This window comes from Streptomyces sp. NPDC031049 (assembly GCF_055571015.1).
This window is the reverse complement of record NZ_JBVIGC010000009.1, coordinates 94,405-121,095: the sequence shown is the minus strand read 5'-3', so window position 1 is coordinate 121,095 and position 26,691 is coordinate 94,405. Positions and strand designations below refer to the sequence as shown.

Genomic DNA, 26,691 nt, shown 5'->3' with positions numbered 1-26,691 from the left:
TAACTAGAAGGAACCGACAGCACCCGAACACCCCCACCCCCCCCCCTCCCCCCCCACCCCCCCCCCCCCCCCCCCCCCCCCCCCCCCCCCCCCCCCCCCCCCCCCCCCCCCCCCCCCCCCCCCGCGACCGGGTGGGCGTCCCGTTCGGTTCCCGCCTACGACAGCGGCGGGTACGCGTTCCGCATCAGCTCCTGGAACTGCGCGGAGAACCAGTGCCCGGAGACCGGCGCGTCAGGCAGGGCACCCGAGGGGCTGTTGCCGTTGCGCGGGTTGCCGTTGTACGTCGGGTCGCACATCCGGTCGAAGCCCTTGCCCTCGTCGTTCGGGATCTCCTTGCTGGAGCCGTCGGACTCGCCCGGGGGCTTCATCCACACGTAGGCGTCGATGCCGGCGGCCGGGTCGGCCTGCGGGCGTTCGCCGAGGCCGGCCCCGGACTGGTTGCACCAGTTGCCGGGGTGGATGCGGCGGTCGTAGCGCCCGCCGTCGACATAGGCGTCGACGCTGGTCATCGGGCCGGGGCCGGTGGGCCGATCGGGGCCGCCCCAGCCGTTGCGGGAGGTGTCGATGAGCATGCCCACGCCCGAGTTGAAGCCGACCGAGACCAGCTCGTTGCGGAACGCCTGGGCGAAGGACAGCTCGTCCACGTACTGGTTCCAGTCGATCCACTTCGACTGGCGCACGGTGGTGCCGTTGACGCTGTCGCCGACGGAGAAGTTCTCCTCCTTCAGGGCGCTGTAGTTGGCGGTGTTGGTGATGAAGCCGTGCACGTCGTCGACGGTGGCGCCCTCTGCGGTGGCGGCCTCCTTGATCACGTCGGCGGAGGGGCCGAAGTTGCTGTCCCAGCCGATCCAGCCGTGGTGGCCGGCGTCCACGTAGTTGTAGACGTTGGGGACGTCGCCGAGTTTGTTCAGGGCGTAGCCGACGCCCTTCACGTAGTTGCCGTTGGCCAGCATCGTGTTGCAGTTCTCGGTGGCCGTGGGCCGGCTGCCCGTGTTGGTGACGAGGTTGGGCAGGGAGTCGATCTCGACGGTGGTGACGATGCGCAGGTCCGCGTACTTGGGGTCGGCGAGGATCTCGGCGATCGGGTCGATGTACTCCGTCTTGTACCGGTCGATCTCCGTCGGGCCCAGTTCGCCGTTGGAGGCGAGGGCGGCGCAGTCCCGGCCGGGCAGGTTGTAGATGACCAGCTGGATCACCAGCTCGTCGGAGCCCTTCTGGGCGAGGGCCTCGTCGAGGTGGTCGCGCAGGCCCATGCCGCCGTTGACCCCGTTGATCGCGGCGGTCCGGTCCAGCCACACGCCGGTGGGCTGGTCGGCGATGCGGTCGCCGCCGGGCTCGGACGCGGCCTTCTCCGACCACTCGGGGTTCACGTAGACCTTCGCCCCCTCGTAGGGGTTGTCCACCCGGTCACCGGTCCCGGGCGGGTCGGTCGGGTCCGGCGGGTCGGTGGGGCCGCCGCTGCCGTCGTCTACGTTGCAGGTCACCCCGTCGAGGGTGAAGGTGGCGGGAATGGCGTTGCTGCCGCTGTAGGAGGCCTGGAAGCCGAAACTCACCGAACCGCCGGTGGCCAGCGCTGCGTTGTAGGACTCGTTGGCCGCGGTGACGTCGGCACCGCTCTGGCTGATCTTGGCGTTCCAGCCGCTGGTGACCTTCTGGTTGCCGGCGTAACTCCACTTCACCGACCAGCCCGACTTGGCGGCCCCGTGGTTGGTGACGGTGACGGCGGCGGTGAAGCCGGTGCCCCACTGGTTCTGCACCTGGTAGTCCACGGTGCAGGGGACGGCCGCCGCGCCGGCCCCGCCCGGCTGGACGGCGAACGCCGTACCGGTGGCCCCGGCGACGAGGGCGAGGGCGGCGAGTAACGCGGTTCTGCTACGGCTCATGGGTGCGGGTCCTCTTCTCGCGATGCGTCGAGAGTGCGTCGGAACTCGGGCACACCGCGGCGACGGGCGTGCCGAGAGATGGAACCGCTCCCACTGGTGCCGACGAAGGTAGCGCCAAGTCCCGATGAAGAACAGGGGAGTCGCCGACTTTTCCTCGACCGCGACTGTCGAATGTTTTCGACTCTTCAAGCACCTTGACCGCTCCTGAGCCCCTCCCCAAGATGGGAGCGCTCCCACTGGTTCAAGGCTTGTAGCTCCTCCCCCCACTCCGCTCGAGCGCAAGGAGGAACCAGCACCATGCATCCCGGACGCAGACGCAGACGCCGCGCCGCGCGGCGGCTGTGGACCGCCGCTCTGGCGGCCCTCGCGTTACCCCTGACCTTGCTGGGCACGGCCTCGACCGACGCGCACGCGGCGGCGGTGCGGTGCAGCGTGGACTACACGACCAACGACTGGGGCTCCGGCTTCACCGCGGAGCTGACGCTCACCAACCGCGGAACCGAGGCCCTCGACGGCTGGACCCTGACCTACGACTACGCCGGGAACCAGCGGCTGACCAACGGCTGGAACGGCACCTGGTCCCAGTCCGGCAAGACGGTCACCGTGAAGAACGCCCCGTACAACGGACGGATCGCCGCCGGCGCCGCCGTCTCCACGGGCGCGCAGTTCACCTACTCCGGCACCAACACCGCCCCTGCCTCCTTCGCGGTCAACGGCACGACGTGCACCGGCGCCCACCAGCCCCCGATCACCGTGCTGACCAGCCCGGAGCCGGGGTCGGTGTACACCCAGGGCGAGGCGGTGCCGCTGGCGGCCACGGCGGCGGCGGCCGACGACGCCACCATCACCAAGGTGGAGTTCTACGACGACACCACCCTGCTGGGCACCGACACCAGCGCGCCCTACACCTTCGACGCCTCAGGCCTGGCCGTGGGCAGTCATTCACTGGTGGCGAAGGCCTACGACAGCATGGGCGCCTCGGCCGCCTCCACCCCGGTCGGCATCACGGTCGCCTCGGGACCGGCCGTGGTCGCCACCCCTGCCCAACTGGGCGTCCGCCAGGGCGAGTCGGGCACCTACGAGGTGAAGCTGTCCAAGCAGCCGGCGTCGGACGTGACCGTGACGACGTCCCGCGCGAGCGGCAACACGGGCCTGTCCGTGACCGGCGGGGCGGCGCTCACCTTCACCCCGTCCACCTGGGACACCGCCCAGAAGGTGACCGTCTCCGCCGACGACTCCGGCACCGGCTCGGCCGTCTTCGAGTCGACCGCCCCCGGGCACGGCAAGGCGTCGGTGACCGTCACCCAGCTCGGCGCGGAGAAGGAGTACGACGCCCGCTTCCTGGAGCTGTACGGCAAGATCACGGACCCGGCGAACGGCTACTTCTCCCCCGAGGGCATCCCGTACCACGCCGTGGAGACGCTGATCGTCGAGGCGCCGGACCACGGCCACGAGACCACCTCGGAGGCGTACAGCTATCTGATCTGGCTCCAGGCCATGTACGGCAAGGTGACCGGTGACTGGTCCAAGTTCAACGGCGCGTGGGAACTCATGGAGGCGTACATGATCCCGACGCACGCGGACCAGCCGACCAACTCCTTCTACACCCCGTCCAAGCCCGCGACGTACGCGCCCGAGCACGACCAGCCCAGCCAGTACCCGTCGCAGCTCGACCCGGGCGTGCCGGTGGGCCCGGACCCGATCGCCGGTGAGCTGAAGTCCGCCTACGGCACGGACGACGTCTACGGCATGCACTGGCTCCAGGACGTCGACAACGTCTACGGCTACGGCAACGAGCCGGGCACGTGCGAGGCGGGCCCGACGGCCACCGGACCGTCGTACATCAACACCTTCCAGCGCGGTCCGCAGGAGTCGGTGTGGGAGACGATCCCGCAGCCGACCTGCGACGCCTTCAAGTACGGCGGGCCGAACGGCTATCTGGACCTGTTCACCAAGGACGCCTCCTACGCCAAGCAGTGGAAGTTCACCAACGCCCCGGACGCCGACGCGCGCGCCGTGCAGGCCGCGTACTGGGCGGATCTGTGGGCCGAGGAGCAGGGCAAGGGCTCCGAGGTGGCGGGCACCGTCGCCAAGGCGGCGAAGATGGGCGACTACCTGCGCTACGCCATGTACGACAAGTACTTCAAGAAGGTCGGCAACTGCGTGGGGCCGGCCGCCTGCCCGGCGGGCACCGGCAAGGACTCCTCGCACTACCTGCTGTCCTGGTACTACGCCTGGGGCGGCGCCACCGACACCTCGGCCGGCTGGGCCTGGCGCATCGGCTCCAGCCACGCGCACGGCGGCTACCAGAACCCGATGGCCGCCTACGCGCTCGCCAGCAACCCCGACCTGAAGCCGAAGTCGGCGACCGGTCAGGCGGACTGGGCCAAGTCCCTCGACCGGCAGGTGGAGTTCTACCGCTGGCTTCAGTCGTCGGAGGGTGCCATCGCCGGCGGCGCGACCAACAGCTGGGCGGGCCGCTACGCCACTCCCCCGGCCGGTACCCCGACCTTCTACGGCATGTACTACGACGAGAAGCCGGTGTACCACGACCCGCCGTCCAACCAGTGGTTCGGTTTCCAGGCGTGGTCGATGCAGCGCGTCGCCGAGCTGTACCAGCAGACCGGCGACGCCATGGCCGGGACGGTCCTGGACAAGTGGGTCGACTGGGCGCTGTCGGAGACCACGGTCAACCCGGACGGCACGTTCCGCATCCCGTCGACGCTTCAGTGGTCGGGCGCCCCCGACACCTGGAACCCGTCGAGCCCGGGGGCCAACGACGGTCTGCACGTCACCGTCACCGACTACACCAGCGACGTCGGTGTGGCGGGCTCCTTCGCCAACACCCTGATCCACTACGCCGCCCGCTCCGGTGACACCGAGGCGGCGCGCACGGCGAAGGCGCTGCTGGACGGCATGTGGACCAACCACCAGGACGCCCTCGGCATCGCCGTCCCGGAGACCCGTGCCGACTACAACCGGTTCGACGACCCGGTGTACGTCCCCAGCGGCTGGCGGGGCACCATGCCCAACGGGGACGTGATCGACTCCTCGTCGACGTTCGCCTCGATCCGTTCCTTCTACGAGGACGACCCGGCGTGGTCGAAGATCGAGAGCTATCTCGCGGGCGGTGCCGCGCCCGTGTTCACGTACCACCGGTTCTGGGCCCAGGCCGACATCGCCCTGGCCATGGGCTCGTACGCGGAGCTCCTCGAATAGTCCCGCTGCCGCTCCGCGTACCTGGCCGGGCGGTTCCCCGTGCGGGAGCCGCCCGGCCGCACGTCGCGCGCACCCTCCCCACCGGAAGGATCCCCACCGTGCGAAGAACGCGCATCCTCACCGCCGTGCTGGCGCTGGCGGCCGGGCTGCTGGCGGGCGGCCCGCCGGCCCTGGCCGCCGACGCTCCCGAGCGGACGGCGCAGGCCGGGCGGACGTCCGTCGCCGCCGACACCTACACCTGGAAGAACGCCCGGATCGACGGCGGCGGTTTCGTCCCGGGCATCGTCTTCAGCCGCACCGAGAAGGACCTCGCCTACGCCCGTACCGACATCGGCGGGGCCTACCGCTGGCAGGAGTCCGACAAGACCTGGACCCCGCTCCTCGACCACGTCGGCTGGGACGACTGGGGGCACACCGGCGTGGTGAGCATCGCGTCGGACTCCGTCGACCCGGACCGGGTGTACGCGGCGGTCGGCACCTATACCAACGACTGGGACCCGGGCGGCGGCGCGGTCCTGCGCTCCGCCGACCGCGGGGCGAGCTGGGAGAAGACGGACCTGCCGTTCAAGCTGGGCGGCAACATGCCCGGCCGCGGGATGGGCGAGCGGCTCGCCGTGGACCCGCACGACAACGACGTGCTGTACCTGGGCGCGCCCAGCGGCGAGGGCCTGTGGCGGTCCACGGACGCGGGCGTGACCTGGTCCGAGGTGACCGCGTTCCCGAACCCCGGGAACTACGCCCAGGACCCGTCCGACCCGAGCGGCTACGCCTCGGACAACCAGGGCGTGGTCTGGGTGACGTTCGACGAGTCGACGGGCCGGGCCGGCGAGCCGACGAAGACCGTCTACGTCGGGGTCGCCGACAAGGAGAACGCGGTCTACCGCTCGACGGACGCGGGCGCGACCTGGCAGCGGTTGCCGGGCCAGCCGACCGGCTACCTGGCGCACAAGGGCGTCCTCGACGCCGAGAACGGTCACCTCTACCTGGCCTACAGCGACACGGGCGGCCCGTACGACGGCGGCAAGGGCCGGCTGTTCCGGTACGCGACGGCCACCGGCACCTGGACGGACATCAGCCCGGTCGCGGAGGCCGACACCCACTACGGCTTCAGCGGTCTGACCGTCGACCGGCAGAACCCGGGCACGGTGATGGCGACGGCGTACAGCTCCTGGTGGCCGGACACCCAGATCTTCCGCTCCACGGACAGCGGCGCGACCTGGACGCAGGCGTGGAGCTACACGTCGTACCCGGACCGCGAGAACCGCTACACGATGGACGTCTCCTCCTCCCCCTGGCTGACGTGGGGCGCGAACCCGGCCCCGCCGGAGCAGACGCCCAAGCTGGGCTGGATGACGGAGTCCCTGGAGATCGACCCGTTCGACTCCGACCGGATGATGTACGGCACGGGCGCGACGATCTACGGCACCGAGAACCTCACGCACTGGGACGACGGGCAGAAGTTCACCATCGCGCCGATGGTGCGGGGCCTGGAGGAGACGGCCGTCCTGGACCTGGCCTCTCCCCCGTCGGGCGCCCCGCTGCTCAGCGCCCTCGGTGACATCGGCGGCTTCCGGCACACGGACCTGACGAAGGTGCCGCCGATGATGTACACCCAGCCCAACTTCACGTCGACGACCAGCCTGGACTTCGCGGAGACGAAGCCGGACACCGTGGTGCGGGCCGGGAACACCGACTCGGGGCCGCACGTGGCGTTCTCCACGGACAACGGCGCCAACTGGTTCGCCGGCACGGACCCGTCCGGGGTCACCGGCGGCGGCACGGTCGCGGCCGGCGCGGACGGCAGCCGCTTCGTGTGGAGCCCGCAGGGCGCGGGCGTGCACCACGCGACGGGGTTCGGCACCTCCTGGCAGGCGTCCAGCGGCATCCCGGCGGGCGCGATCGTCGAGTCGGACCGGGTCGACCCGAAGCGGTTCTACGGCTTCAAGTCCGGGGCCTTCTACATCAGCACCGACGGCGGCGCGACTTTCGAGAGGTCGCCCGCGACCGGGCTGCCCACCGGTGACAGCGTCCGCTTCAAGGCGCTGCCGGGCGGGGAGGGCGACGTGTGGCTGGCCGGCGGCGAGCCGGACGGACCGTACGGCCTGTGGCACTCCACGGACGGCGGCACGAGCTTCACCAGGCTGGCGAACGTGGACGAGGCCGACACGATCGGCTTCGGCAAGGCGGCGCCGGGCGCCTCCTACCAGACCCTCTTCACCAGCGCCGAGATCGGCGGCGTCCGCGGCATCTTCCGCTCCACCGACAAGGGCGCCTCCTGGACCCGCGTCAACGACGACGCCCATCAGTGGGGCTGGACCGGCGCGGCCATCACCGGCGACCCGCGGGTGTACGGCCGGGTGTACGTGGCCACCAACGGCCGGGGCGTCGTCTACGGCGACATCGCGGACGGCGGCACCGATCCGGGGCCCGGACCCGGCCCGGACCCGGAGCCCGGGGCCGGCTGCGCGGTGACGTACGAGGTCGCCAACCAGTGGTCCGGCGGCTTCCAGGCGGAGGTCCGCCTGACCAACACCGGCGAGCGGGCGTGGGACGGCTGGTCGCTGGGCTGGTCCTTCCCGGACGGCCAGCGGGTGGGCCAGATCTGGAACGCCCGGCACACCCAGTCGGGCGCCGCGGTGACGGCGAGCGACGCCGGCTGGAACGCCCGGGTGGCACCGGGGGCGTCGGTGAGCTTCGGCTTCACCGGCAGCTGGTCGGGCGCGAACGGAGAGCCGCCCGCCTTCGAGCTGGCCGGGCGGACCTGCACCACCTGACGGCGCTGCCGACGGCGACCGCCGCCCCCTGTCCCGACGGCAGGGGGCGGCGGTCGTCACGGTTTCCGGAACGCCCGCAGGGTGAACACCGGGTCGGGCCGGGGGCGGTCCTGGTCGGGCAGGGCCGCCAGGCGGGCCGCGAACTCGGCGGCGCGGGGATGGCCGGGGGGAAGGGTCATGAACCAGCCCCGGCGCAGGTCGGCGATGGTGCGGCGCGGGCTGCGGCCCTGGCCCCGGCCGACGAAGCGGGCCCCGCCGGCGGGGAGCAGGCCGTGGGCGCGGGCGTGGGCCTCCACGGCGTCCGCGCCGTCCCGGACGGGGCTCGGCGGGCGGGCCGCGAGGACGGCGTCGATGTCGCTGCCGACGTTGTGCGAGGCGCCCTTGTCGACCGTGGTGACCCAGACCCCGCCCGGGCCCAGCACCCGCGCGCACTCGCCGACGACGGTGCGCACCTCGTCGGCGCCGGAGGCCAGGTGCAGCAGCCACACGCTGCTGACGGCGTCGAAGGCGCCGTCCCGGAACGGCAGCCGCCGGCTGTCGGCCAGCACCACGGCGCCGGGCAGCCGGACGGCGGCCCGGCGGGCCATCGCCGGGGCCAGGTCGGCGCCGGTCACCCGCAGGCCGTCCCGGGCCGCGGCCAGGCGCCGGGTGACGATGCCGGTCCCGCAGGCCAGGTCGAGCAGGCGCCGCGTCCGCCGCGGGACGAGGCTCAGGACCGCCTCCGCCGCGGCGGCGGCCCGTGGTTCGCCGCCGCGCAAGGCGTCGTACCACTCCGCTTCCCTGTCGTAGTCCAGCACGCGCCTCAGTGTGCCCCGTGCCCCCGGGCCAGGTCGTCCACCCTGCGGGCGAGCTCGAAGTCCTTCTCGGTGACGGCGCCGCCGGCGCTGTGGGTGTGCACGGACAGGGACACCGTGTCGTAGCCGAGGGTCAGCTCGGAGTGGTGGTTCAGCTCCTCCTGCACCTGGGCGACGTGCACGACCATCGCCGTGGCCGCGACGTGCGAGCCGAGCCGGTAGGAGCGGGTGAGGCGGTCCCCGTCGAGCGACCAGCCGGGCAGCTCTGCCAGCCGGTCCTCGACCTCCTTCTGCGACAGCGGTTCGACGGGCATGGGCCGGGCTCCTTCCGCGGGGGGCGTCACTGCTCTCAGCCTGCCACAGGGCACGTCTCGCGGCCCTGGTCAGGAAGGGGCCGGGGCCCCCGCGCGGCCGCGCGGTGGACTACCGTTTCCGGGTATGACCGCACTCACGTCCGGCTCCGCCGCCCCCGCGCAGGGCGTGGGGCCGCTGCTGCGGGCCTGGCGGGAGCGGCGCCGGGTCAGCCAGCTGGAACTGGCGCTGCGCGCCGGCTCCTCCGCCCGGCACATCAGCTTCGTCGAGACGGGCCGCTCCCGGCCCAGCGAGGAGATGGTGCTGCGACTGGCCGAGCACCTGGACGTGCCCGTCCGGGAGCGCAACGCCCTGCTCCTCGCGGCGGGTTACGCCCCGCACTACCCGGAGACCCCGCTGGACGACCCAGCGCTCGGCGCCCTGCGCGAGGGCATGGAGCGGCTGATCCGGGGATACGAGCCGTACCCGGCGCTGGTCGTCGACGCCACGTACCGGGTGCTGGCGGCCAACCGGGGGATCACGATGCTGCTGGAGGGTGTCCCGGAGCATCTGCTGCGGCCCCCGCTCAACGCGATGCGGCTCACCCTGCACCCGGAGGGCCTCGCACCGCGCATCCGCAACCTGCGCGAGTGGCGCGGGCATCTGCTGGCGCAGATGGAACGCCGGATCGGCCTGCACCGCTCCGCGGAACTGCGCGCGCTGTACGAGGAGGTGTCCGCCTACCCGGTGCCCGAGGAGGCGCCCGGCGCCGAACCGGACGAGCCGGTGCCGTACTTCGCGCTGCCGATGCAGATCGAGCACGAGGGCCGGACTCTGTCGTTCATCTCCTCGATCTCCACCTTCAACACGCCGATGGACGTGACGGTCGCCGAGCTGGCCATCGAGACACTGCTCCCGGCCGACCCGGCGACCGTCAAGTACCTTCACACCCTGCTGTCCTGACGTCCCCTCAGCGCCGCGTACTGGAGCAGGGCGAAGGCGGTGACCACCAGGGCCTGGAGGACCGTCCAGACCGCGCCCGCCGTGGTGGGCGTCAGCCACAGGGCGAGGGCGACGAAGCTCAGGGCGGCCCAGGCCAGGTTGGCCTCCACCACCGCCCGGACGCCGAGCGCCGGCGGCCGGCGCCGGGAGGCCAGCAGTCCGACGGCGGCGGCGTAGACGGCGAGGAAGCCGCCGAGGACGAGCAGCAGGGTGGAACCGGCACCGAAGAGGCGGCCGAGCGGGCCGGAGAGGGCGAGGTAGGCGAGGGCGTTGGCGCCGGTCACCACGGCGTCGAGCGCGAGGAACCGGCGCAGCATCGCCTGCGGTTCCGAGGTGCGGGCGAGAGCGGCCAGCTGGTTCGTGGACATGACGAGTCACCCTCCGTCGGGTCGGTGCGCGGCTGCGGTGGACCGGGTCCCGGGCCGGAGTGCGCCGGCCCGGAACCCGGTGTGCCTCCACGATCCCGTCCCCGCCGCACGGGGTCGATTACCCGCCAGGTAATGCGCCCGGCGCCCCGGCAGCCCCTGTGAGCGGGCGGGAGACCGTGACAGACTTCCGTGGGACTTGGGCGCGTTGGGGAGGCGTGGCGTGAGTGAGCGGCGGGCCGCACCCACCGTGGGCCAGGTGGTGCTCGGAAAGCGGCTTCAGGAACTGCGCGAGGCCGCGGGCCTCGGACGCGAGCAGGCCGCGAAGGTGCTCCGGGTGGCCCCGGCGACGGTGCGGCGGATGGAGACGGCGGAGGTCGCGCTGAAGATCCCGTACGTGCAGATCCTGTTGACGGCGTACGGCGTGACCGAGGACGAGGTGGCAGCGTTCGTGGCACTGGCCGAGGAGGCGAACGAGCCGGGCTGGTGGCAGCGGTACGGTGACGTGCTGCCGGACTGGTTCAGCCTGTACGTGAGCCTGGAGGGCGCGGCCCGGATCATCCGCTCCTACGAGCCCCACTTCGTGCCGGGGCTGCTGCAGACGGAGGACTACGCGCGTGCCGTGCTGCGGGCCGGGACCATCGGAACCTCGGGCGGTGAGGAGGCCGTCGAGCGGCATGTGGCGCTGCGCATGGAGCGGCAGCGGCTGCTGGAGCGCGCCGATCCGCCGCATCTGTGGGTGGTGATGGACGAGACCGTGCTGCGGCGCCCGGTGAGCGCGCACGGCCGGGTGATGCGCGAACAGCTGGACCGGCTGCTGGAGTTCGCCGCCCGGGACCGGGTGACGCTCCAGGTCGCCGAGTTCGCGGACGGACCGCACCCGGGGACGTACGCGCCGTTCACCCTGTTCCGGTTCGCCGAGCCGGAGCTGCCCGACATGGTCTTCACCGAGTACCTGACCGGCGCGCTGTACCTGGACTCCCGCAAGGAGGTCTCCCCGCACCTGGAGGTCCTCGACCACATGACGGCGCGCGCCGCGTCCACGCAGCGCACCGAGAAGCTGCTGCGGGAGTACCGGGAGACCTACTGAGCACGGGCCAGGGCCACCCGGCCGCCCGCCGGGGCCCTCGCCCGCCCGTCCCGGCCGCGTCCCCACCGATCCCCGCCACCACCCGGCCCCACCGAGGAGACGACCGCCCATGACCGGACCCGACGCAGCGCCCGCCATCGACACCAGCCGCCCGCACCCGGCCCGGGTCTACGACTGGTGGCTGGGCGGCAAGGACAACTACCCGGTGGACGAGGAGCTGGCCCGGCGGATCCTCGCCGCGGACGACACGGCGGTGCGCGGCGCCCGGGCCAACCGCCGCTTCATGCACCGGGCGGTCCGCACGGTCGCACAGGCGGGGCTCAGGCAGTTCCTCGACATCGGCACCGGCATCCCCACCGAGCCGAACCTGCACCAGGTGGCGCAGGGCGTCGCGCCCGAGTCGCGGATCGTGTACGCCGACAACGACCCGATCGTGCTGCGGCACGCCGAGGCCCTGCTGCACGGCTCGGCGGAGGGCTCCACCGACTATGTGCACGCGGACGTCCGGGACCCGGAGACGGTGCTGCGACGGGCGGGCGAGACCCTGGACCTCACCCGGCCGGTCGCCCTGTCGCTGGTCGCGCTGACCCACTACCTCGACGACGAGGCGCACACCCTGCTGAAGCGGTACGTCGACGTGCTCGCGCCCGGCAGCCATCTGATCCTGTCGCAGGTCACCGCCGACCTGAATCCCGGGGCCGTGGGGAAGGCGGCCGAGCTGTTCGCGCGCAGCGGCACGCCGTTCTTCCCGCGCCCGCTCGCCGAGTTCGCGCGCTTCTTCGACGGGCTGGAACTGCTGGGCCCCGGCGTCATCCCGGTGACCGGATGGCGGCCGGAGCCGGTGGACGTGGCGGCGCAGGCCGAGGGCGTCGTGCCGGTGTACGCGGGGGTGGCGCGCAAGCCCTGACCCGTACGGGCGCCGCGGACGGGTGCGCTCCCCCGCCCGCCCCTAGGTTCGAAAGCCAGGGACGAGCAAGGGACCGCGGACGACAGAGGGAGGCCCGATGCCCGCGTTCGAAGTGCTGTACCAGGCCGCGGCGCTCTGCCTGACCTACCCGGACGACGACTTCCGCGCCCGGCTGCCCCTGCTGCGCGAGGCCGCGCCGCAGCTGCGGGCGTTCACCGACCACGCGGCGGTGACCCCGCAGCGCGCACTCCAGGCGCACTACGTGCAGGTCTTCGACGCCCACGACCGGCACGGCCTGTATCTGAGCCGGTGGCGGGACGACGACGCCCCGGGGCACGGGAGGTCCCTGGTCGGCTTCGCGGACCTCTACCGCGCCCACGGGCTCGAGGTCACCGGCGAGGAGCGGCCCGACTTCCTCCCGGCGGTGCTGGAGTTCACCTCCCGCACGGGCGACACCGGTCCGCTGCTCGAGCACCGGGACGCCCTGGAGCGGCTCCGTTCCCGGCTCACCGCCTCCGGCACCCCGTACGCGTGCGTACTGGACGCGGTGTGCGCCACCCTGCCGCCGGCGGCCGGCGCGGAGGCCCGCCGCTGACCGTGCTCCCGGGACGGAGTTCTACGCCGCCGGGCCCCGGGCGCCCTCGCCGGTGTCCTTGTCGTCGTCGACGATCTCCGCGTCGACCACCGCGTCGTCGTCCTGCTGCCGCGCCGACCCGGCCGTGTCCGCGGTGCCCTCGGGCGTCGGCTCCGACGCGGTCCGGGCGTACATCGCCTGGCCCATGCGCTGGCTGACGGCGGCGAGTTTCTCGACGGCGTCGCGCAGGGCGGCGGTGTCGGTGTCGCCCTCCAGCCGGGACTTGAGGCCGGCGACGGCCGACTCGACCTCCGCGCGGGTCTCGGCGGGGACCTTGTCGCCGTTGTCGCGCAGGAAGTTCTCGGTCTGGTAGACGAGTTGTTCGGCCTGGTTGCGGGTCTCGGCGGCCTCGCGGCGTTTGCGGTCCTCCTCGGCGTACTGCTCGGCGTCCCGCATCATGCGGTCGATGTCCTCCTTGGCCAGCGCGGAGCCGCCGGTGACGGTCATCTTCTGCTCGCGTCCGGTCGCCATGTCCTTGGCGGAGACGTGCATGATGCCGTTGGCGTCGATGTCGAAGGCCACCTCGATCTGCGGGACGCCGCGCGGGGCGGGCGGCAGGCCGGTGAGGTCGAAGACGCCGAGCTTCTTGTTGTAGGCGGCGATCTCGCGTTCGCCCTGGTAGACCTGGATGCCGACGGAGGGCTGGTTGTCGGCGGCGGTGGTGAAGATCTCCGAACGCCGGGTGGGGATCGTGGTGTTGCGCTCGATCAGCTTGGTCATGATGCCGCCCTTGGTCTCGATGCCGAGGGACAGCGGGGTGACGTCGAGCAGCAGCACGTCCTTGACGTCGCCGCGCAGCACGCCCGCCTGGAGGGCCGCGCCGACCGCCACGACCTCGTCGGGGTTGACGCCCTTGTGCGGGTCCTTGCCGGTCAGTTCCCTGACCAGGTCGGTGACGGCGGGCATGCGGGTGGAGCCGCCGACCAGGATGACGTGGTCGACGGTGGAGAGCTGGATGCCGGCGTCGTCCACGGCCTGGTGGAAGGGGGTCTTGCAGCGTTCCAGAAGGTCGGCGGTCAGCTCCTGGAACTGGGTGCGGGTCAGCCGCTCCTCCAGGTGCAGGGGGCCTTCGGCGGAGGCCGTGATGTAGGGCAGGTTGATCGTCGTCTCGGTGGACGAGGACAGTTCGATCTTGGCCTTCTCGGCGCCCTCCCGCAGCCGCTGGAGCGCCATCTTGTCGCGTGCGAGGTCGACGCCGTACTGGCCCTTGAACCGCTTGACCAGGTGGTCGACGATCCGCTGGTCCCAGTCGTCGCCGCCGAGGAGGGTGTCGCCGTTGGTGGCCTTGACCTCGATCACTCCGTCGCCCATCTCCAGCAGCGACACGTCGAAGGTGCCGCCGCCGAGGTCGAAGACGAGGACCGTCTGGTCGTTCTCCTTGTCCAGGCCGTACGCCAGCGCCGCCGCGGTGGGCTCGTTGATGATCCGCAGCACCTTCAGGCCGGCGATCTCCCCGGCCTCCTTGGTGGCCTGGCGCTGGGTGTCGTCGAAGTAGGCGGGCACGGTGATCACCGCGTCGGTGACGTCCTCGCCGAGGTAGGCCTCGGCGTCCCGCTTCAGTTTCTGCAGCACCCGCGCGGACAGCTCCTGCGCCCGGTACCGGGTGCCGTCGACGTCGCCCTGCTCCGGGAAGCGCCAGGCGCTGTCGCCCATGTGCCGCTTGACCGAGCGGGCGGTGCGCTCCACGTTGGTCACGGCCTGCCGCTTGGCGACCTCGCCGACCAGCACCTCGCCGTTCTTGGCGAAGGCCACCACCGACGGGGTGGTGCGGGCCCCCTCGGCGTTGGCGACGACGGTGGGCTCACCGCCCTCCAGCACGGCCACCACCGAGTTGGTCGTTCCGAGATCGATCCCGACCGCACGTCCCATCGCCGTCCCCTTCCGCCAGGGCACTACGGGTAACCCACGCTCTCCAGCGCAAAACTTGAGCGTGCTGTTGTCAAGGGCGCAGGGCCCCGGCGGAGGGCGACGGCCGGGTGTGCCGTGGTCAGACGAGCTTCGCGGACAGCGTGATCGGCACGGCCTTCAGGGCCTGGCTGACCGGGCAGTTGACCTTGGCGTCCTCGGCCGCGGCGACGAAGGCGTCGCTGTCCATACCGGGGACGGAGCCCTCGACGGTGAGGTGGATGCCGGTGATGCCCTCGCCCGGCTGGAAACTCACGTCGGCCGAGGTGGTCAGCTTGGTCGGCGGGGTGCCGGCCTGGGCCAGGGCGTGCGAGAAGGCCATGGAGAAGCAGCTGGAGTGCGCGGCGGCGATCAGCTCCTCGGGGCTGGTCTTGCCGTTCGCCTCCTGGGTGCGGGCGGCCCACGTGACCGGCTGCTCGCCGATGGCCCCGGAGGAGTCGAAGGTGACGGTGCCGTTCCCCTCGAGGAGGTTGCCTTCCCAGACGGTGTGTGCGGAGCGCGTGGTTGCCACGGTTCTTCCTTTCGGGTGGATCCCGTTGTGCCCCTTGCGGGGTTTCCCGTCCCATCCGATCACATTCCGGGTCACCTCACGCGGAAAACCGGGCCCCGGGCGGCGAACGGCAGCCGCGCTCCCTGGGGGATCAGGTAGGCGTGCTCGCGGCGCACCCGCAGCACGTCGCACCACCCGTCGGTGATGATCAGCACCGGTGCGGCGGGCGGGAAGTCGTCGGCGCGGTGCAGCAGGTCGACGCCGGGCTGGAGCACGGTGCCGCCGCGGCCGTGCACCCGTACGCGGCCGGCGATCTCCGTCACCGGCACATACCCGGCGTCGTGCGGGGCGGCGTCGCAGAACACGACCCGGGCGGCGGGGACGTCGCGGGCCTCGGCGTAGGAGGCGATGGCGCCGAGCGCCTTGCCGAGCAGGGTGCGGTCCATGGAGCCGGAGGTGTCCAGCACGACGCCGAACGTGCAGCGGGCGATCTCCTCGGGCGGGACGTACCGTCCGGCGCGCGGGATGCCGGGGCTGGCCGCCTGCCGGCGGGAGGGGCGCGCGTACGACCGCAGGGGCTCGGGGCGGGGCACGAACTCGTCGAACCAGCGGGCCAGCCGGGCGTCCCAGGGCAGCGGCGGGTGGCTGAGCGCCCGGATCTCCTCGACCAGGCCGCCGGGCAGGAAGCCGCGCTCCTGCCGCTGGTGCAGGTCCAGGCCCTGGGCGAGGCCGCGCCGGTAGAAGCCGTCGAGGTCGCAGTGGTCGCGGGGCGCGCCGAGCGGGGCGCCGAGCACGTCGCCGACGCCCTTGCCGCGCGGGGTGGACAGGCGGCGGATGCGGCGCAGGTCGCCGGCGATGCGGTCGTAGACCTCCTCGGCGGACAGGCCGGACAGCTCCGGGTCGTGCAGCAGGCCCTCGGGCATGGCGCCGACCTGCATCTGCACCAGCCAGCCGTTGACGACGTAGTCGCAGGCGACGTTGAAGAGGTACGGGTCGCGGGTGCCGCAGCGGTCGCCGTGGCGCAGGGCGGCGTGCAGCATCTCGTGGGCGAGGATGAAGCGCCACTCCTCGTCCTCGAACTGCCGCAGCGGGTTGACGTAGATCTCGCCCGCCTCGGCGTTGACGGCGGCGACCGCGATGCCGTGGGCGCGGGCCAGCTCGGCGTCGGCGACCAGCTCGATGCCGGCGGCGATGCCGCCGAGCAGCGGGTAGGAGGAGACGAACCAGCTCAGCGCCTTCTCCCAGGGCGCCGTGCGGCCGCCTCGCCGTCCATGGAGTCGCGCCGGCCGCCCGCCACGTCCATCGCGGCGGACACCGTCCGGGTCAGGGCGGTGGCGAACGCCAGCTGCCGGTCCGGCGGCTGCCCGTGCCACCCGAACCACTCCACCAGCGTCAGGTCGGGTTCGGCACCGGCCGTGCCGCACCGCTCGTAGGCGGCCGGGAGCCCGTCGCGGCGCCAGCGGGCGGCGAGCTGCTCCTCGTCGCCGTCCGGGTACGACGGCGGCAGGTCCTCGGGGGTCCGGCCGACGGGGAAGGACAGCAGGAAGCGGTTGACCACGACGCAGCGTGCGGCGCGCTCGTACCGGTCGGGCTGGACGGGCGTCCCCTTGGCGGCCGGCACGTGTCCGAAGCCGAGGTGCAGGGCGGCGTGCGCGATCGCCCACGCCCAGTCCGCCGGGTCGGCCGTCCGGGCGGGGTGGACGTGCAGTACGCCGTCGGAGTCGACGCGGGCCAGCCCGTCGCGGGGGGCCTCCTCGCAGTGCTCGTGGCGGCAGACGGTGAACTCCACGGCGGCCAGTGCCGGGTTGGCGCGGACCAGCCGCAGGCCCTCGTCGAACGCCTCCGCCGCGAGGTCGCGCTTCTTCTTCCCGGGCTTCCGGCTCACCGGCGGGCCTCGACCAGGCGCGGCATGTCGCGGGCCGCCTCCACCAGGAACCAGGAGGGCAGCACCGGATTGCCGTCGGCGTCGGAGGCGATGACGCTCTGGGCGACCTCGACGGAGATCTCGGCGAGCTGCACCAGCAGCGACTTGGCGCGGTAGGCGGTCTGGCGGCCGTTCGCCGACATGTGCTCCTTGCTCGCGGGCAGTTCCTTGACCAGCCGGCCGCGGAAGGACTCGGCGACGTAATAGAGCAGGTCGCGGTCCTCGGGGCGGTGCGGCCAGCGGGCGTCGCCGCGCAGGATCGCCTCGATGCCGAACCGGCTGCGGACGATCTTGACGTAGCCGCAGAAGGCGGTGGCGTGGCGCGGGGTGAGCGTGCCGTGCGCGAGCACGCTCAGGGTGTCCTCGTCCAGGTCGCGGCCGAAGGAGTGCAGGGCGTCGGAGAGCATGTGCCAGGAGCGCGGGGTGGAGAACGGCTCCTCGGTCTTGGGCGGCTTCGACCACAGGTGGTCGGGCCGGTCGGTGAGGTGGTCCGTGACCCAGGGGTGGATGCCGTGGTTCGCGGCCCAGGTCAGCCAGTCCCGGGCGGACGCCTCCAGGTGGACGTGGGTGAGGCGGTTGACCAGCGCGGAGGCGATGGGGCGGGCGAGGGCGTTGTCGGTGGCGCGGTTGCCGGCGCCGATGACGATCGAGCCCTCGGGCAGTTCGTAACTGCCGATGCGGCGGTCCAGGATGAGCGAGTAGAACGCCTTCTGCACATCGGGCGTGGCCGCGTTCAGCTCGTCCAGGAACAGGCAGTACGGCTGCTCACGGGCGATCACCTCGGGCGGGCAGAACACCGACCGGCCGTCGCGGATCTGCGGCACGCCGATCAGGTCCTCGGGGGCGAGCTGGGTGCCGAGCAGGCTCACGCACTCCAGGCCCAGCTGCTCGGCGAAGTCCCTCACCAGGGACGACTTGCCGATGCCGGGCGCGCCCCAGAGGAAGACCGGCCGCACGGTGGCGAGGCCGAGCAGCAGCTCGGGGAGACGGGAGGGGGTGACGGTGACGGCTGCCTGCACGCAAGGCTCCTGACGGTGGTACGCGGTGATCGCACACCAGTGTGAGCGGCCCGCGCCCCGGCCGCAGCCGAATTACCGGGGAGTACGGGCCGCCGGTCACCGGGCGGCGGGCTGCCGCCGGGCCGCCATCACCGCGTACACCAGCACGCCCGCGAACAGGAAGAGCACGCCCTGGTAGACGGCCGCGTACCCGGCGCCCGCGACCAGCCAGAGGGAGAATCCGGCCGCGGCCGAGGCGACGACGGCGTCCCGCACCAGCCGCGCCCGGTCGACCGTGCGGCGCCCGGAGGCCAGGTGGTACAGCTGCGCGGCGGTGGCCAGCAGGTAGGGCACGGTCGCGGTGAAGGTGGTGACGAGGACCAGCACCTCGAAGACCTTCGCCGAGCCGGAGGTGTAGTTGTAGACGGTCAGGAGCGAGGCGAGGACGACCGTGACGCCGACTCCGACGGTGGGGACCCCGCGCCGCTTGCGGGCGAAGACGGACGGGAACAGGCCGTCGCGGGCGGCGGCGTAGGGGGTCTGGGCGCTCAGCAGGGTCCAGCCGTTGAGGCAGCCGGTCATGGAGACCAGCGCGGCGAGGGCGACCGCCCAGCCGCCCCAGGTGCCGCCGAACATGGCGTTCACGGCGTCGGAGAAGGGCGCGGAGGAGTCGACCAGACGGTCGTGGGCGACCGTGCCGAAGACGGACAGGGTGCCCAGGAGGTAGACGAGGGCGGCACCCAGGGTGCCGATGACGGTGGCCCGCCCGACGGTGCGGCGGGGGTCCTTGACCTCGCCGGCGCTGACCGCGGCGGACTCCACTCCGAGGTAGGAGAAGAGCAGGATCGCCGCGGCGGCGGAGACCGCGCCGACGGCGCTGCCGCCGCTGGCGTTGAACGGGCCGAGGTTGCCGGCGTCGAAGAAGAACAGCCCGCCGACGGCGACGAGGAGCAGCGGGGCGAACTTCAGCACCGTCGCCACGAACTGTACGGCGCCGACGTAGCGGGTGCCGGCGAAGTTGGCGAGCGCGGGCAGCCACTGGACGACGAGCGCGGCCAGACAGGCGGTCCAGCGGTGGTCGCCCACCGGGACGAGGACGTCCAGATAGCCGACGGCGGCGACGGCGAGGGCCGCGTTGGACACCCAGGTGGTGATCCAGTAGGCCCAGGCCGCGAGGAAGCCGGCGAAGTCGCCGAAGGCCTCGCGGGCGTAGACGTAGGGGCCGCCGGTGCGCGGGTCGCGGGCGGCGAGCCGGCCGAAGACCAGGGCGAGGGCGAGGGCGCCGACGGTGAGGACGCCGAAGGCGAGCAGGCTGACGGTGCCGTACGGGGCGACCGAGGCCGGGAGCAGGAAGATGCCGCCGCCGATGATGTTGCCCATGACCAGGGCGGTGGCGACGGGGAGGCCGAAGCGGCGGGCGTGCCTGCCGGAGTCTCCGGTGCCGCCGGTGCCGCCGGTGCGGTCGGTGCCGCCGGTGCGGTCGGTGCGGTCGGTGCCGCCGGTGCCGCCGGTGCCGCCGGGGGCGGGACCGGCGGCCGCTGCGGTCTGCTGCGGGGCCGGAGCCGACGGGGGGACGGTCCCGGTGACGTGCATGGGGTGGTGCGCCTCTCTTCGAACTGCTGCCCGGGATCGCCGGGGCGGCGCCCATGGTCGGGCATGGTCCGAAGCAGCGCCAAATCAGGCGCTTTTGTCCTGTGCGACCCCGTCCGGCACCGCAAAAGCTGAGCCGTCCAGGGCCGAGGGCCGGGGATCCTCCAGCGGCCGATGATCTTCCAGGGGTACCTGGGGTCCGTTGGCCTCCCCCAGCCAGCGCCGCAGCACCCGGTGCACCTGCTCGGCGCCGAACAGCTCCGCGCCGTCGTCGGCCGCCGGGCTGAAGGCGACCGGCGACAGCAGGAACGCCTTCGACTGGGCGCCGCCGAGTCCGCCGTGGGAGCCGATCTGCTCCTCGAAGGCGAGGACCTCGCCGTCGGCCGGGTCGTAGAAGGAGTTGACCATGATGTCGGCGGTGTGCGGGAAGGAGTGCGTGCGGCGCACGGCGTCGGCGGCGCGCGGGCCGAAGGGGGCGAGCGGTCCGGGGTTGCGGTCCAGCCGGTCCAGGGGGATCTCGGCGCCGCGCGCCCCGAGCACGACGCCGCCGTGCTCCTCGCTGCGCACCAGCAGGAAGCCGATGCCGGGGTGGTTGGCCAGGGTGGGCAGCAGCGCGGGGTGGCGGGCGTCGATCTCCTCCCGGGTCATCCGGTACGGCACGTCCGGGAAGGACACCAGGCCCAGGTTGCCGGAGGCGAGCACGATCGGCTCCGAGCGGCGGCGGGGGCGGTGCTGCTCGCCGCCCTCCTCCACCGGGATGCGCAGCGCGGCCCGGACGGCGTTGCGCGCCTCGGCGCCGCTGCGGGTGCGCTGCGCCCGGCGCGGCACGGGCAGTCCGCAGCCGGCCCGCACCAGGTCGCCGAGGGTCAGGCCGTAGCGGGCGCGGAAGGTCTCGCCCGGGCTCTGGCCGTGGTCGGACAGGACGACGATCCGGTACCGGCGGGGCGCGTGCTCGGCGACCTTCTCGATCAGCGCGACGGCCCGGTCCAGCCGCTGGAGGACCTTCTCGGCGTCCCGGCTCGCCGGGCCCGAGTGGTGCGCGACCTCGTCGTAGGCCACGAGGTCGGCGTAGACGGCGGTGCGCCCGGCGAGCATGTCGCCCATCACCGCGGCGACCACGACGTCCCGTTCGACGACGGTGGCGAAGGCCCGCACGAAGGGGTAGAGGCCGCCGCGGGAGACCCGTGGCCGCTCCTTGCGGACGCGGGCCCGGACGGACTGGCCGATCTCGCGGCCCACCTCGGCGACGAAGGACAGCGCGGTGCGCACGGCGTTGGCCGGGTCGGAGAAGTAGGCGAAGTAGCCGGCCCGGGAGCGGTTCTCCCGGCTGCGGCGGCGGGTGGCGATGGACAGCACGAGGGCCTGTTCGCCGGCACCGCCGCTGAACAGGTTGCCCCGGCTGGCACCGTCCACGGCGAGCAGCCCGCCCTCGCCGGTCCGCTCCACGGCGCGGCGCTGGAGCAGGGCGGCGCTGGACGGGCGGTTGGAGACCATCACCTCCCGCTTGTCCTTGTCGTACCAGCGGAAGGCGGGGACGTCGTGGTTGCTGCCGTGCAGGATGCCGAGCTGGCTGGCGCCGGTCTGGCTGGACCAGTCGGTGTGCCAGGGGGTGAGCCGGTGGGTGGCGGGACGGGCGGGCCGTCCGGGCTCGTCCGCGGGGCCTTCGCCGAGCCAGCGGGCGAGGGTGGGCATCAGCCCCTTGCCGACGGCGTCCGTGAGGACGTCGTGGCCGACGCCGTCCAGTTGCAGGAAGACCGTGCCCGGGCCGGACGGGCAGGGCGGGCCGGATCTGCGGCGGCGGTCGGCCAGGCGGTAGAGCCGGCGGCGGTAGGCGTCGTCGTCGCGGACGGCCAGGGCGGCGCCGGTGGCGGAGGCGACGGCGGACATCACGGCGGCCACCACGACCGCGGTCTCCCAGGCGGCGGCGCCCCGCTCGGCGGGGTTCACGCGCAGGGCGACGAGCAGCAGCGCGCCGTTGAGGAAGAAGACCAGCAGCCCGAGGACGAGCGCCGGCACGAGCAGCAGCAGCCGGACCAGCAGCGGCCACACCACTGCGGAGAGCACACCGAAGGCACCGGCGCCGAACGCGGCGGCGACGGCGGTGTCGGTGGCGCTCGAGCCGTCCGGGGACTGGATCTGGAAGTCGGGCAGGAGGCCGGCGAGCACCAGCATGGTGACCGTGGACACCGCCCACACGGCGACGCTCCGCCCCAGCTGACTGGCGATCCGCCGCCAATGCCCTCCGCCCACGCTGCGCACACCTCACGTCCCCGGCCCGCCGTCGGCGCGGGCCGCCCGTCTCCACCCTGTCACAACGCCCGACGATCACGGTTTGTCCCCCGGGGTCCGGAATCCGACCCTCCGGTGCCTTGGGGCCCGCTGCCCGCTGTGACGGCGACGGGCAAGGTGCCGCCGGTGCCCGTGCGGTGGCCCGCGCCCCCGCCCGCCCCGGCCGGGCGCGGACCGCCCGTCACCGGCCGTCGTAGCCCGCCGTCGGCATCGACAGGCGCCGGTGCACGCACGCCTTCATCTCGGCGTCGTACGACGGCTCGGCGTGCCCGGCCGTCTCCACCCGCACCCCGCGGCGCGCGCACTCGGCGGTGAACTCCTCCACCGAGGCCAGCGCGCTCTCCAGCACCCGGCGGCTGGGCGCGACGAACAGGTCCAGGCCGGGGCGCACGCCGTCCCACAGCGCCGCGTGGTCCGGGCGCAGGCCGCGGACCAGCAGTTCCCGGGCGACCACGTAGCCGTGTTCGGCGGCCCAGCGGGCGCACATGGCGTGCTGGCTGCGGGAGTCCACCAGGAAGGGATCGGCGTCCAGTTCCTCCAGCGGCGTCAGACTCGCGATCGCCGTCACCCGCACCGGTCCCATGGCGTCCCCCTCACCTCGGGTTTCGCCAGCGACCCTACTCCTGGACGTAGGCTTCGGGGAGTCGCGTGAAGGAGGCGAAGGGGTGCCGGTGGAGGTCACCTGGTGGGGTCACGCCACCTGCACGGTCGAGGACTCGGGCACTCGTGTGCTCACCGATCCCCTGTTCGTGCGCCGGCTCGCGCATCTGCGGCGCCGGCGCGGCGCCCTGCCCCCGCCCGCCGCCCGGCGCGCGGACGTGGCACTGGTGTCGCACCTGCACGCCGACCATCTGCACGTGCCCTCGCTGGCGCGGCTCGCGGAGGGCACGCGCCTGCTCGTGCCCCGGGGCGCACCACGGGCGGTGCCGGGGCTGCGCCGGCTGGCCCACCTGCGTCTGACCGAGGTCGCGCCGGGCGACGAGACACGGATCGGCGACCTGGTCGTGCGGGCGGTCCCGGCCCGGCACGACGGACGCCGGCTGCCGTTCGGGCGGCACCGCTCCCCCGCCCTTGGCTACGTCGTCCAGGGCGAGGCACGGACGTACTTCGCCGGGGACACCGGGCTGTTCGACGCCATGGCGGAGGAGGTCGGCCCGGTCGACGCGGCCCTGCTGCCGGTGGGCGGCTGGGGTCCGTTCCTGGGCCGTGAGCACCTGGACCCCGGCCGGGCGGCCGAGGCACTGGCCCGGCTGGCGCCCGGCAGCGCGGTGCCGGTGCACTACGGCACGTACTGGCCGATCGGGATGGACGCCGTGCGCCCCCACGAGTTCCACGCGCCGGGCGACGAGTTCGTGCGCCTGGCCGCGGAGCGCGCGCCGGGCGTGGCGGTGCACCGGCTCGGCCACGGGGAGAGCGTGCGGCTGGAGGTCGCCCGGTGAACTGGCTGGCGGCCGCCCCGTCGACGATTCCCCCGGAGACCACCCAGCAGGCGCTGGGCTACCCCTCGTTGTTCCTGCTGGTGCTGATCGGGGCGCTGGTGCCGGTGGTGCCGACGGGCGCACTGGTGAGTTCGGCGGCGGTGGTCGCCTTCCACCAGACGGCGATCTCCCTGGGGATGGTGTTCCTGACCGCGTCGCTGGCCGCGTTCCTCGGTGACCTGACGCTGTACTGGCTGGGGCGGCGGGGGCTGGCGTCGAAGAACGGCTCGCGCTGGCTGGAGGCGATACGCGCGCGTGCCCCGGAGGACCGGCTGGAGCAGGCGCAGACGAAACTCGCCGAGCACGGGGTGGCGGTCCTGGTGCTGTCCCGGCTGGTGCCGGCCGGCCGGCTCCCGGTGATGCTGGCCTGTCTGCTGGGCGGGTGGCCGCTGCGCCGTTTCGTCCGCGGCAATCTGCCGGCCTGTGTGGCGTGGGCGGTGACCTACCAGCTGATCGGCATCCTGGGCGGTTCGCTGTTCAAGGAGCCGTGGGAGGGCGTGGCCGCGGCGGTCGCGCTGACCCTGCTGGTCAGCGCGGCGCCGAGCGTGTGGCGGCGGCTGCGCGGGCCCGCCGGGGCCGGGTGACTACTCCAGGACGCGGGAGCCGCCCACCGGCAGGTCCCACAGGTCCTCGCGGGGCAGTCCGGCGCGGTCCCAGGCGGCCCGGACCCGGACGAGGGGCTCCAGGACGGGTTCGGCGGACAGCACGAACGTGCCCCAGTGCATGGGGGCCATCCGGCGGGCGCCGAGGTCCCGGGCGGCCCGGACCGCTTCCTCCGGGTCGCAGTGGACGTCGCTGAGCCACCAGCGCGGGTCGTAGGCGCCGATGGGCAGCAGGGCGAGGTCGATGCCCGGGTAGCGCTCGCCGATGCGGGAGAACCAGTGGCCGTATCCCGTGTCGCCGGCGAAGTACACGCGGCGGCCGTCGGGGTCGGTGAGGACCCAGCCGCCCCACAGGGTGCGGCAGGTGTCGGTGAGGGTGCGCTTGGACCAGTGGTGGGCGGGGACGAAGTCGATGCGCACTCCCCGCAGTTCGGCCGCCTCCCACCAGTCCAGTTCGGTGACGCAGGTGAACTTGCGGCGGTGGAACCAGCGGCCGAGCCCGGCCGGTACGAAGACCGGGGTGTCGCGCGGGAGCCGGCGCAGCGTGGGCGCGTCCAGGTGGTCGTAGTGGTTGTGGCTGATGACCACCGCGTCGACGGCCGGCAGCGCGTCCCAGGGCACGCCGACGGGGGTGATGCGGGCCGGTGTGCCGAGGATGCGGCGGGACCAGACGGGGTCGGTGAGGACGGTGAGCCCGCCGATGCCCACCACCCAGCTGGCGTGTCCGGCCCAGGTGACGGCGACCGTGCGGGCGTCGACGCGGGGCGGCGGGCCGGGGGCGAACGGCAGCCGGGGGATGTCGGCGAGGCCCTCGGGGCCGGGTCTGACGGCGCCCTCGCGGGCGAACCGGGCGACGGCCTTGAGGCCGGGCAGCGGGGCGGTGAGCCGGTCGTGGAAGGTGCGCGGCCACACCCTGCGCTCGGCGAGCGGCCGGGGCTCGGCGAGCGGGGGGCGGGCGGCGGCCAGGGGTGAGGGAGCCGGCGGTGCGTCGGTGCCCGGGGCGGGCGTCGGGGTGCTCGTGGTCGACTCGGACTGCTGCGTCATCGAGGAGGCTCCCATCGCTGAGCGTCGCGGAGGTCGTCGAAGACCGACTTCACGGTGGTCAACGCGCGTTGCACGTGTGGCAGTTCCAACGGTTCGGGGGCCGTGAGGCATTCCGCGCGTCCGTCGTCGCCGGCGCCCAGCAGCGGGCCGGTGGACAGCCGTACGCGCAGTGCGCCCAGGTCGTCCCCGAAGCGGTGGCCGCCCGGCGCGGGCATGCCGAGCCGGGCGGTGAGGAAGTCCTCCAGTTCCTGCGCGTCGCCGACGCCCGACGCACCGAGCGCGCCGCGCAGCGGCTCCAGGTCGAGGTACAGGTGGCGCCCGGCGCGCGGGGGGCGGGACAGGGCGCCCGCGGTGACGGTGGCGGCGTGCACGGCGGCGGCCACGCGCGCGTGGAGGCGTACGGCAGCTTCGCGGCGGGCGGTGACCGGTTCGGGTTCGGCCAGGGCGTACGCGGCGGCGGCCGCGACCGGCGTGGCGACGCGGGCGCCGAGGGCGGTGAGCACGTCGAGCACGCGTGCGTGCAGGCCGTCCCCGGCGGTGGACGGCGCGAAGCGGGCGACGGCGGCCGGCCAGCCGGACGGCAGCAGTGACCCGGCCAGGTCGGTGACGACGGTGACCCGCTCGGGAAGGATCTCCGCCGGGCTGACCAGCACCGTGGCGTGCGGGTCGTGCAGGGTGTCGCGCCAGGTCTCGTCGCTGAGCAGGTGCAGCCCCTCGCCGGCGGCGGCCTCGACCGTCTCGTGCAGGAGCTCGGGCGGCGCGAGGGTGGCGGTGGGGTCGTCGGCGACGGACAGCACGAGCAGCCGGGGGTCGCCGCCCTCGGCACGGACCCGGCGCACGGTCTCCAGCAGGGCGTACGGGTCGGGGACGCCGCCGCTCTCCGCGGTGGTCGGGACGTGGAAGACGCGTCCGCCGGGCAGTCGGGCGTCCGGCCCCCACCACGCCGCGCAGGGCCGGGGCACCAGGACGTCGCCGCCGAGGGCCGCGGTCAGCGCCAGCAGCAGGGCGGGGGCCCCGGGGGCGGCGGCCGTCTCGGCGGGCCGGCAGGTCAGGCCGCGGCGGTGCCAGTAGCCGCAGGCCGCGTCCAGGAGGGCCGGTCCGCCGCCGACCGGGTCGTCCTCGGCGCGGGTCGCCGCGGCGGCGAGCGCGTCGGACAGCTCGGGCAGGACGGGGAGCCCGTCGCCGGGGAGGGACGGCCCGTAGCGGACGGGGCCGTGGCCTTCGGGGGCCGCCTCGCGGGCCGTCCGCCGCATCGCTACCTCCGCGCCTGTGTGGTGCCGTCCCCGCCGCACCGTCTTCCCCGGTCGTGTCTGTGAGTACCCATCGAGCCGCCCGCCCATGGCCCCGGGCCGGGTCGCGCGGATCACAGCGTCCGGTCCGCGGGACGGGGTACGGCGGCGGCCGGACCGCCC

20 protein-coding genes and 1 pseudogene are annotated in these 26,691 nt (G+C 73.7%); 8 read left to right on the top strand and 13 right to left on the bottom strand.

Annotated elements, in window-relative coordinates:
- Positions 1–155: 155 nt before the first annotated feature.
- The gene (locus tag ACZ45Q_RS17290) at positions 156–1,883 is read right to left on the bottom strand and encodes a glycoside hydrolase family 6 protein (RefSeq protein WP_468261448.1); all 1,728 of its coding nucleotides are present in this window, start codon (positions 1,881–1,883) and stop codon (positions 156–158) included.
- A 297-nt stretch (positions 1,884–2,180) separates the two neighbouring features.
- Between ACZ45Q_RS17290 and ACZ45Q_RS17285 the strand changes: the two genes are divergently transcribed.
- Both ACZ45Q_RS17285 and ACZ45Q_RS17280 read left to right on the top strand, forming a co-directional pair.
- Entirely contained in the window at positions 2,181–5,102 is a 2,922-nt protein-coding gene (locus ACZ45Q_RS17285; protein ID WP_468261445.1) for a glycoside hydrolase family 48 protein, read from the top strand.
- Positions 5,103–5,200: 98 nt separating this feature from the next.
- Positions 5,201–7,876 (top strand): cellulose binding domain-containing protein, encoded by a 2,676-nt coding sequence (locus tag ACZ45Q_RS17280; protein ID WP_468261442.1) that lies wholly within the window; start codon positions 5,201–5,203, stop codon positions 7,874–7,876.
- A gap of 56 nt (positions 7,877–7,932) precedes the next feature.
- On the opposite strand, the gene ACZ45Q_RS17275 is transcribed toward ACZ45Q_RS17280, so the two are convergent.
- Together ACZ45Q_RS17275 and ACZ45Q_RS17270 are read right to left on the bottom strand one after the other, a co-directional pair.
- The gene (locus tag ACZ45Q_RS17275; protein ID WP_468261439.1) at positions 7,933–8,673 is read right to left on the bottom strand and encodes a class I SAM-dependent methyltransferase; all 741 of its coding nucleotides are present in this window, start codon (positions 8,671–8,673) and stop codon (positions 7,933–7,935) included.
- Positions 8,674–8,678: 5 nt separating this feature from the next.
- On the bottom strand, positions 8,679–8,984 hold the full coding sequence (locus tag ACZ45Q_RS17270) for a 4a-hydroxytetrahydrobiopterin dehydratase (RefSeq protein WP_468261436.1): 306 nt from the start codon (positions 8,982–8,984) through the stop codon (positions 8,679–8,681).
- Positions 8,985–9,108: 124 nt separating this feature from the next.
- Here ACZ45Q_RS17270 and ACZ45Q_RS17265 point away from each other — a divergent pair, with 124 nt between their 5' ends.
- Positions 9,109–9,924, top strand: coding sequence for a helix-turn-helix domain-containing protein (locus ACZ45Q_RS17265; RefSeq protein WP_468261433.1), 816 nt, complete (start codon positions 9,109–9,111; stop codon positions 9,922–9,924).
- On the opposite strand, the gene ACZ45Q_RS17260 is transcribed toward ACZ45Q_RS17265, so the two are convergent.
- Positions 9,906–10,331: a hypothetical protein gene (locus ACZ45Q_RS17260; protein ID WP_468261430.1), complete on the bottom strand. Its 426-nt coding sequence runs from the start codon at positions 10,329–10,331 to the stop codon at positions 9,906–9,908. The genes ACZ45Q_RS17265 and ACZ45Q_RS17260 overlap by 19 nt on opposite strands.
- 220 nt (positions 10,332–10,551) lie before the next feature.
- On the opposite strand from ACZ45Q_RS17260, the gene ACZ45Q_RS17255 reads away from it, so the two are divergent.
- From ACZ45Q_RS17255 to narJ, 3 genes are all read left to right on the top strand, one after another.
- Entirely contained in the window at positions 10,552–11,418 is an 867-nt protein-coding gene (locus ACZ45Q_RS17255) for a helix-turn-helix domain-containing protein (protein WP_468261428.1), read from the top strand.
- Between the two features lie 109 nt (positions 11,419–11,527).
- Positions 11,528–12,325, top strand: coding sequence for an SAM-dependent methyltransferase (locus ACZ45Q_RS17250; RefSeq protein ID WP_468261425.1), 798 nt, complete (start codon positions 11,528–11,530; stop codon positions 12,323–12,325).
- Positions 12,326–12,422: 97 nt separating this feature from the next.
- Entirely contained in the window at positions 12,423–12,920 is a 498-nt protein-coding gene (narJ, locus tag ACZ45Q_RS17245; RefSeq protein WP_468261422.1) for a nitrate reductase molybdenum cofactor assembly chaperone, read from the top strand.
- Between the two features lie 21 nt (positions 12,921–12,941).
- Here the strand turns inward: narJ and dnaK are convergent, their stop codons facing one another.
- From dnaK to ACZ45Q_RS17210, 7 genes and pseudogenes are all read right to left on the bottom strand, one after another.
- A complete protein-coding gene (gene dnaK, locus ACZ45Q_RS17240) occupies positions 12,942–14,828 on the bottom strand; it encodes a molecular chaperone DnaK (protein ID WP_468261419.1) in 1,887 nt (628 codons plus the stop codon).
- A 118-nt stretch (positions 14,829–14,946) separates the two neighbouring features.
- Positions 14,947–15,375, bottom strand: a complete 429-nt coding sequence (locus ACZ45Q_RS17235; protein WP_468261416.1) for an OsmC family protein — start codon at positions 15,373–15,375, stop codon at positions 14,947–14,949.
- A gap of 71 nt (positions 15,376–15,446) precedes the next feature.
- Positions 15,447–17,239 (bottom strand): annotated as a pseudogene (locus tag ACZ45Q_RS17230) (vWA domain-containing protein).
- Positions 17,236–18,297, bottom strand: coding sequence for an ATP-binding protein (locus ACZ45Q_RS17225; protein WP_468261412.1), 1,062 nt, complete (start codon positions 18,295–18,297; stop codon positions 17,236–17,238). Before ACZ45Q_RS17225 ends, ACZ45Q_RS17230 begins: the two are co-directional and overlap by 4 nt.
- A gap of 96 nt (positions 18,298–18,393) precedes the next feature.
- Positions 18,394–19,869, bottom strand: a complete 1,476-nt coding sequence (locus tag ACZ45Q_RS17220) for an amino acid permease (RefSeq protein WP_468261409.1) — start codon at positions 19,867–19,869, stop codon at positions 18,394–18,396.
- 84 nt (positions 19,870–19,953) lie between these two features.
- Positions 19,954–22,125: an alkaline phosphatase family protein gene (locus tag ACZ45Q_RS17215; protein ID WP_468261406.1), complete on the bottom strand. Its 2,172-nt coding sequence runs from the start codon at positions 22,123–22,125 to the stop codon at positions 19,954–19,956.
- Positions 22,126–22,336: 211 nt separating this feature from the next.
- Positions 22,337–22,738 carry a hypothetical protein gene (locus tag ACZ45Q_RS17210; protein WP_468261403.1) on the bottom strand — a complete coding sequence of 134 codons (402 nt, stop codon included), beginning with the start codon at positions 22,736–22,738 and terminating at the stop codon, positions 22,337–22,339.
- Positions 22,739–22,820: 82 nt separating this feature from the next.
- Here ACZ45Q_RS17210 and ACZ45Q_RS17205 point away from each other — a divergent pair, with 82 nt between their 5' ends.
- Positions 22,821–23,594 (top strand): MBL fold metallo-hydrolase, encoded by a 774-nt coding sequence (locus ACZ45Q_RS17205; protein WP_468261400.1) that lies wholly within the window; start codon positions 22,821–22,823, stop codon positions 23,592–23,594.
- Positions 23,591–24,217: a DedA family protein gene (locus tag ACZ45Q_RS17200; protein WP_468261397.1), complete on the top strand. Its 627-nt coding sequence runs from the start codon at positions 23,591–23,593 to the stop codon at positions 24,215–24,217. Before ACZ45Q_RS17205 ends, ACZ45Q_RS17200 begins: the two co-directional genes overlap by 4 nt.
- Here the strand turns inward: ACZ45Q_RS17200 and ACZ45Q_RS17195 are convergent, their stop codons facing one another.
- Together ACZ45Q_RS17195 and ACZ45Q_RS17190 are read right to left on the bottom strand one after the other, a co-directional pair.
- On the bottom strand, positions 24,218–25,279 hold the full coding sequence (locus ACZ45Q_RS17195; RefSeq protein ID WP_468261395.1) for an MBL fold metallo-hydrolase: 1,062 nt from the start codon (positions 25,277–25,279) through the stop codon (positions 24,218–24,220). It lies immediately after the preceding gene.
- Positions 25,276–26,532: an aminotransferase class I/II-fold pyridoxal phosphate-dependent enzyme gene (locus ACZ45Q_RS17190; protein ID WP_468261392.1), complete on the bottom strand. Its 1,257-nt coding sequence runs from the start codon at positions 26,530–26,532 to the stop codon at positions 25,276–25,278. Before ACZ45Q_RS17190 ends, ACZ45Q_RS17195 begins: the two co-directional genes overlap by 4 nt.
- Positions 26,533–26,691 lie beyond the last annotated feature (159 nt).

Excerpts from the sequence above, each read along its gene's own strand:
- ACZ45Q_RS17250 (WP_468261425.1), top strand. The coding sequence starts at position 11,528 with ATGACCGGACCCGACGCAGCGCCCGCCATCGACACCAGCCGCCCGCAC.
- ACZ45Q_RS17190 (WP_468261392.1), bottom strand. The coding sequence starts at position 26,532 with ATGCGGCGGACGGCCCGCGAGGCGGCCCCCGAAGGCCACGGCCCCGTC.
- ACZ45Q_RS17260 (WP_468261430.1), bottom strand. The coding sequence starts at position 10,331 with ATGTCCACGAACCAGCTGGCCGCTCTCGCCCGCACCTCGGAACCGCAG.
- ACZ45Q_RS17220 (WP_468261409.1), bottom strand. The coding sequence starts at position 19,869 with ATGCACGTCACCGGGACCGTCCCCCCGTCGGCTCCGGCCCCGCAGCAG.
- dnaK (WP_468261419.1), bottom strand. The coding sequence starts at position 14,828 with ATGGGACGTGCGGTCGGGATCGATCTCGGAACGACCAACTCGGTGGTG.
- ACZ45Q_RS17290 (WP_468261448.1), bottom strand. The coding sequence starts at position 1,883 with ATGAGCCGTAGCAGAACCGCGTTACTCGCCGCCCTCGCCCTCGTCGCC.
- ACZ45Q_RS17195 (WP_468261395.1), bottom strand. The coding sequence starts at position 25,279 with ATGACGCAGCAGTCCGAGTCGACCACGAGCACCCCGACGCCCGCCCCG.
- ACZ45Q_RS17210 (WP_468261403.1), bottom strand. The coding sequence starts at position 22,738 with ATGGGACCGGTGCGGGTGACGGCGATCGCGAGTCTGACGCCGCTGGAG.
- narJ (WP_468261422.1), top strand. The coding sequence starts at position 12,423 with ATGCCCGCGTTCGAAGTGCTGTACCAGGCCGCGGCGCTCTGCCTGACC.
- ACZ45Q_RS17270 (WP_468261436.1), bottom strand. The coding sequence starts at position 8,984 with ATGCCCGTCGAACCGCTGTCGCAGAAGGAGGTCGAGGACCGGCTGGCA.
- ACZ45Q_RS17285 (WP_468261445.1), top strand. The coding sequence starts at position 2,181 with ATGCATCCCGGACGCAGACGCAGACGCCGCGCCGCGCGGCGGCTGTGG.
- ACZ45Q_RS17265 (WP_468261433.1), top strand. The coding sequence starts at position 9,109 with ATGACCGCACTCACGTCCGGCTCCGCCGCCCCCGCGCAGGGCGTGGGG.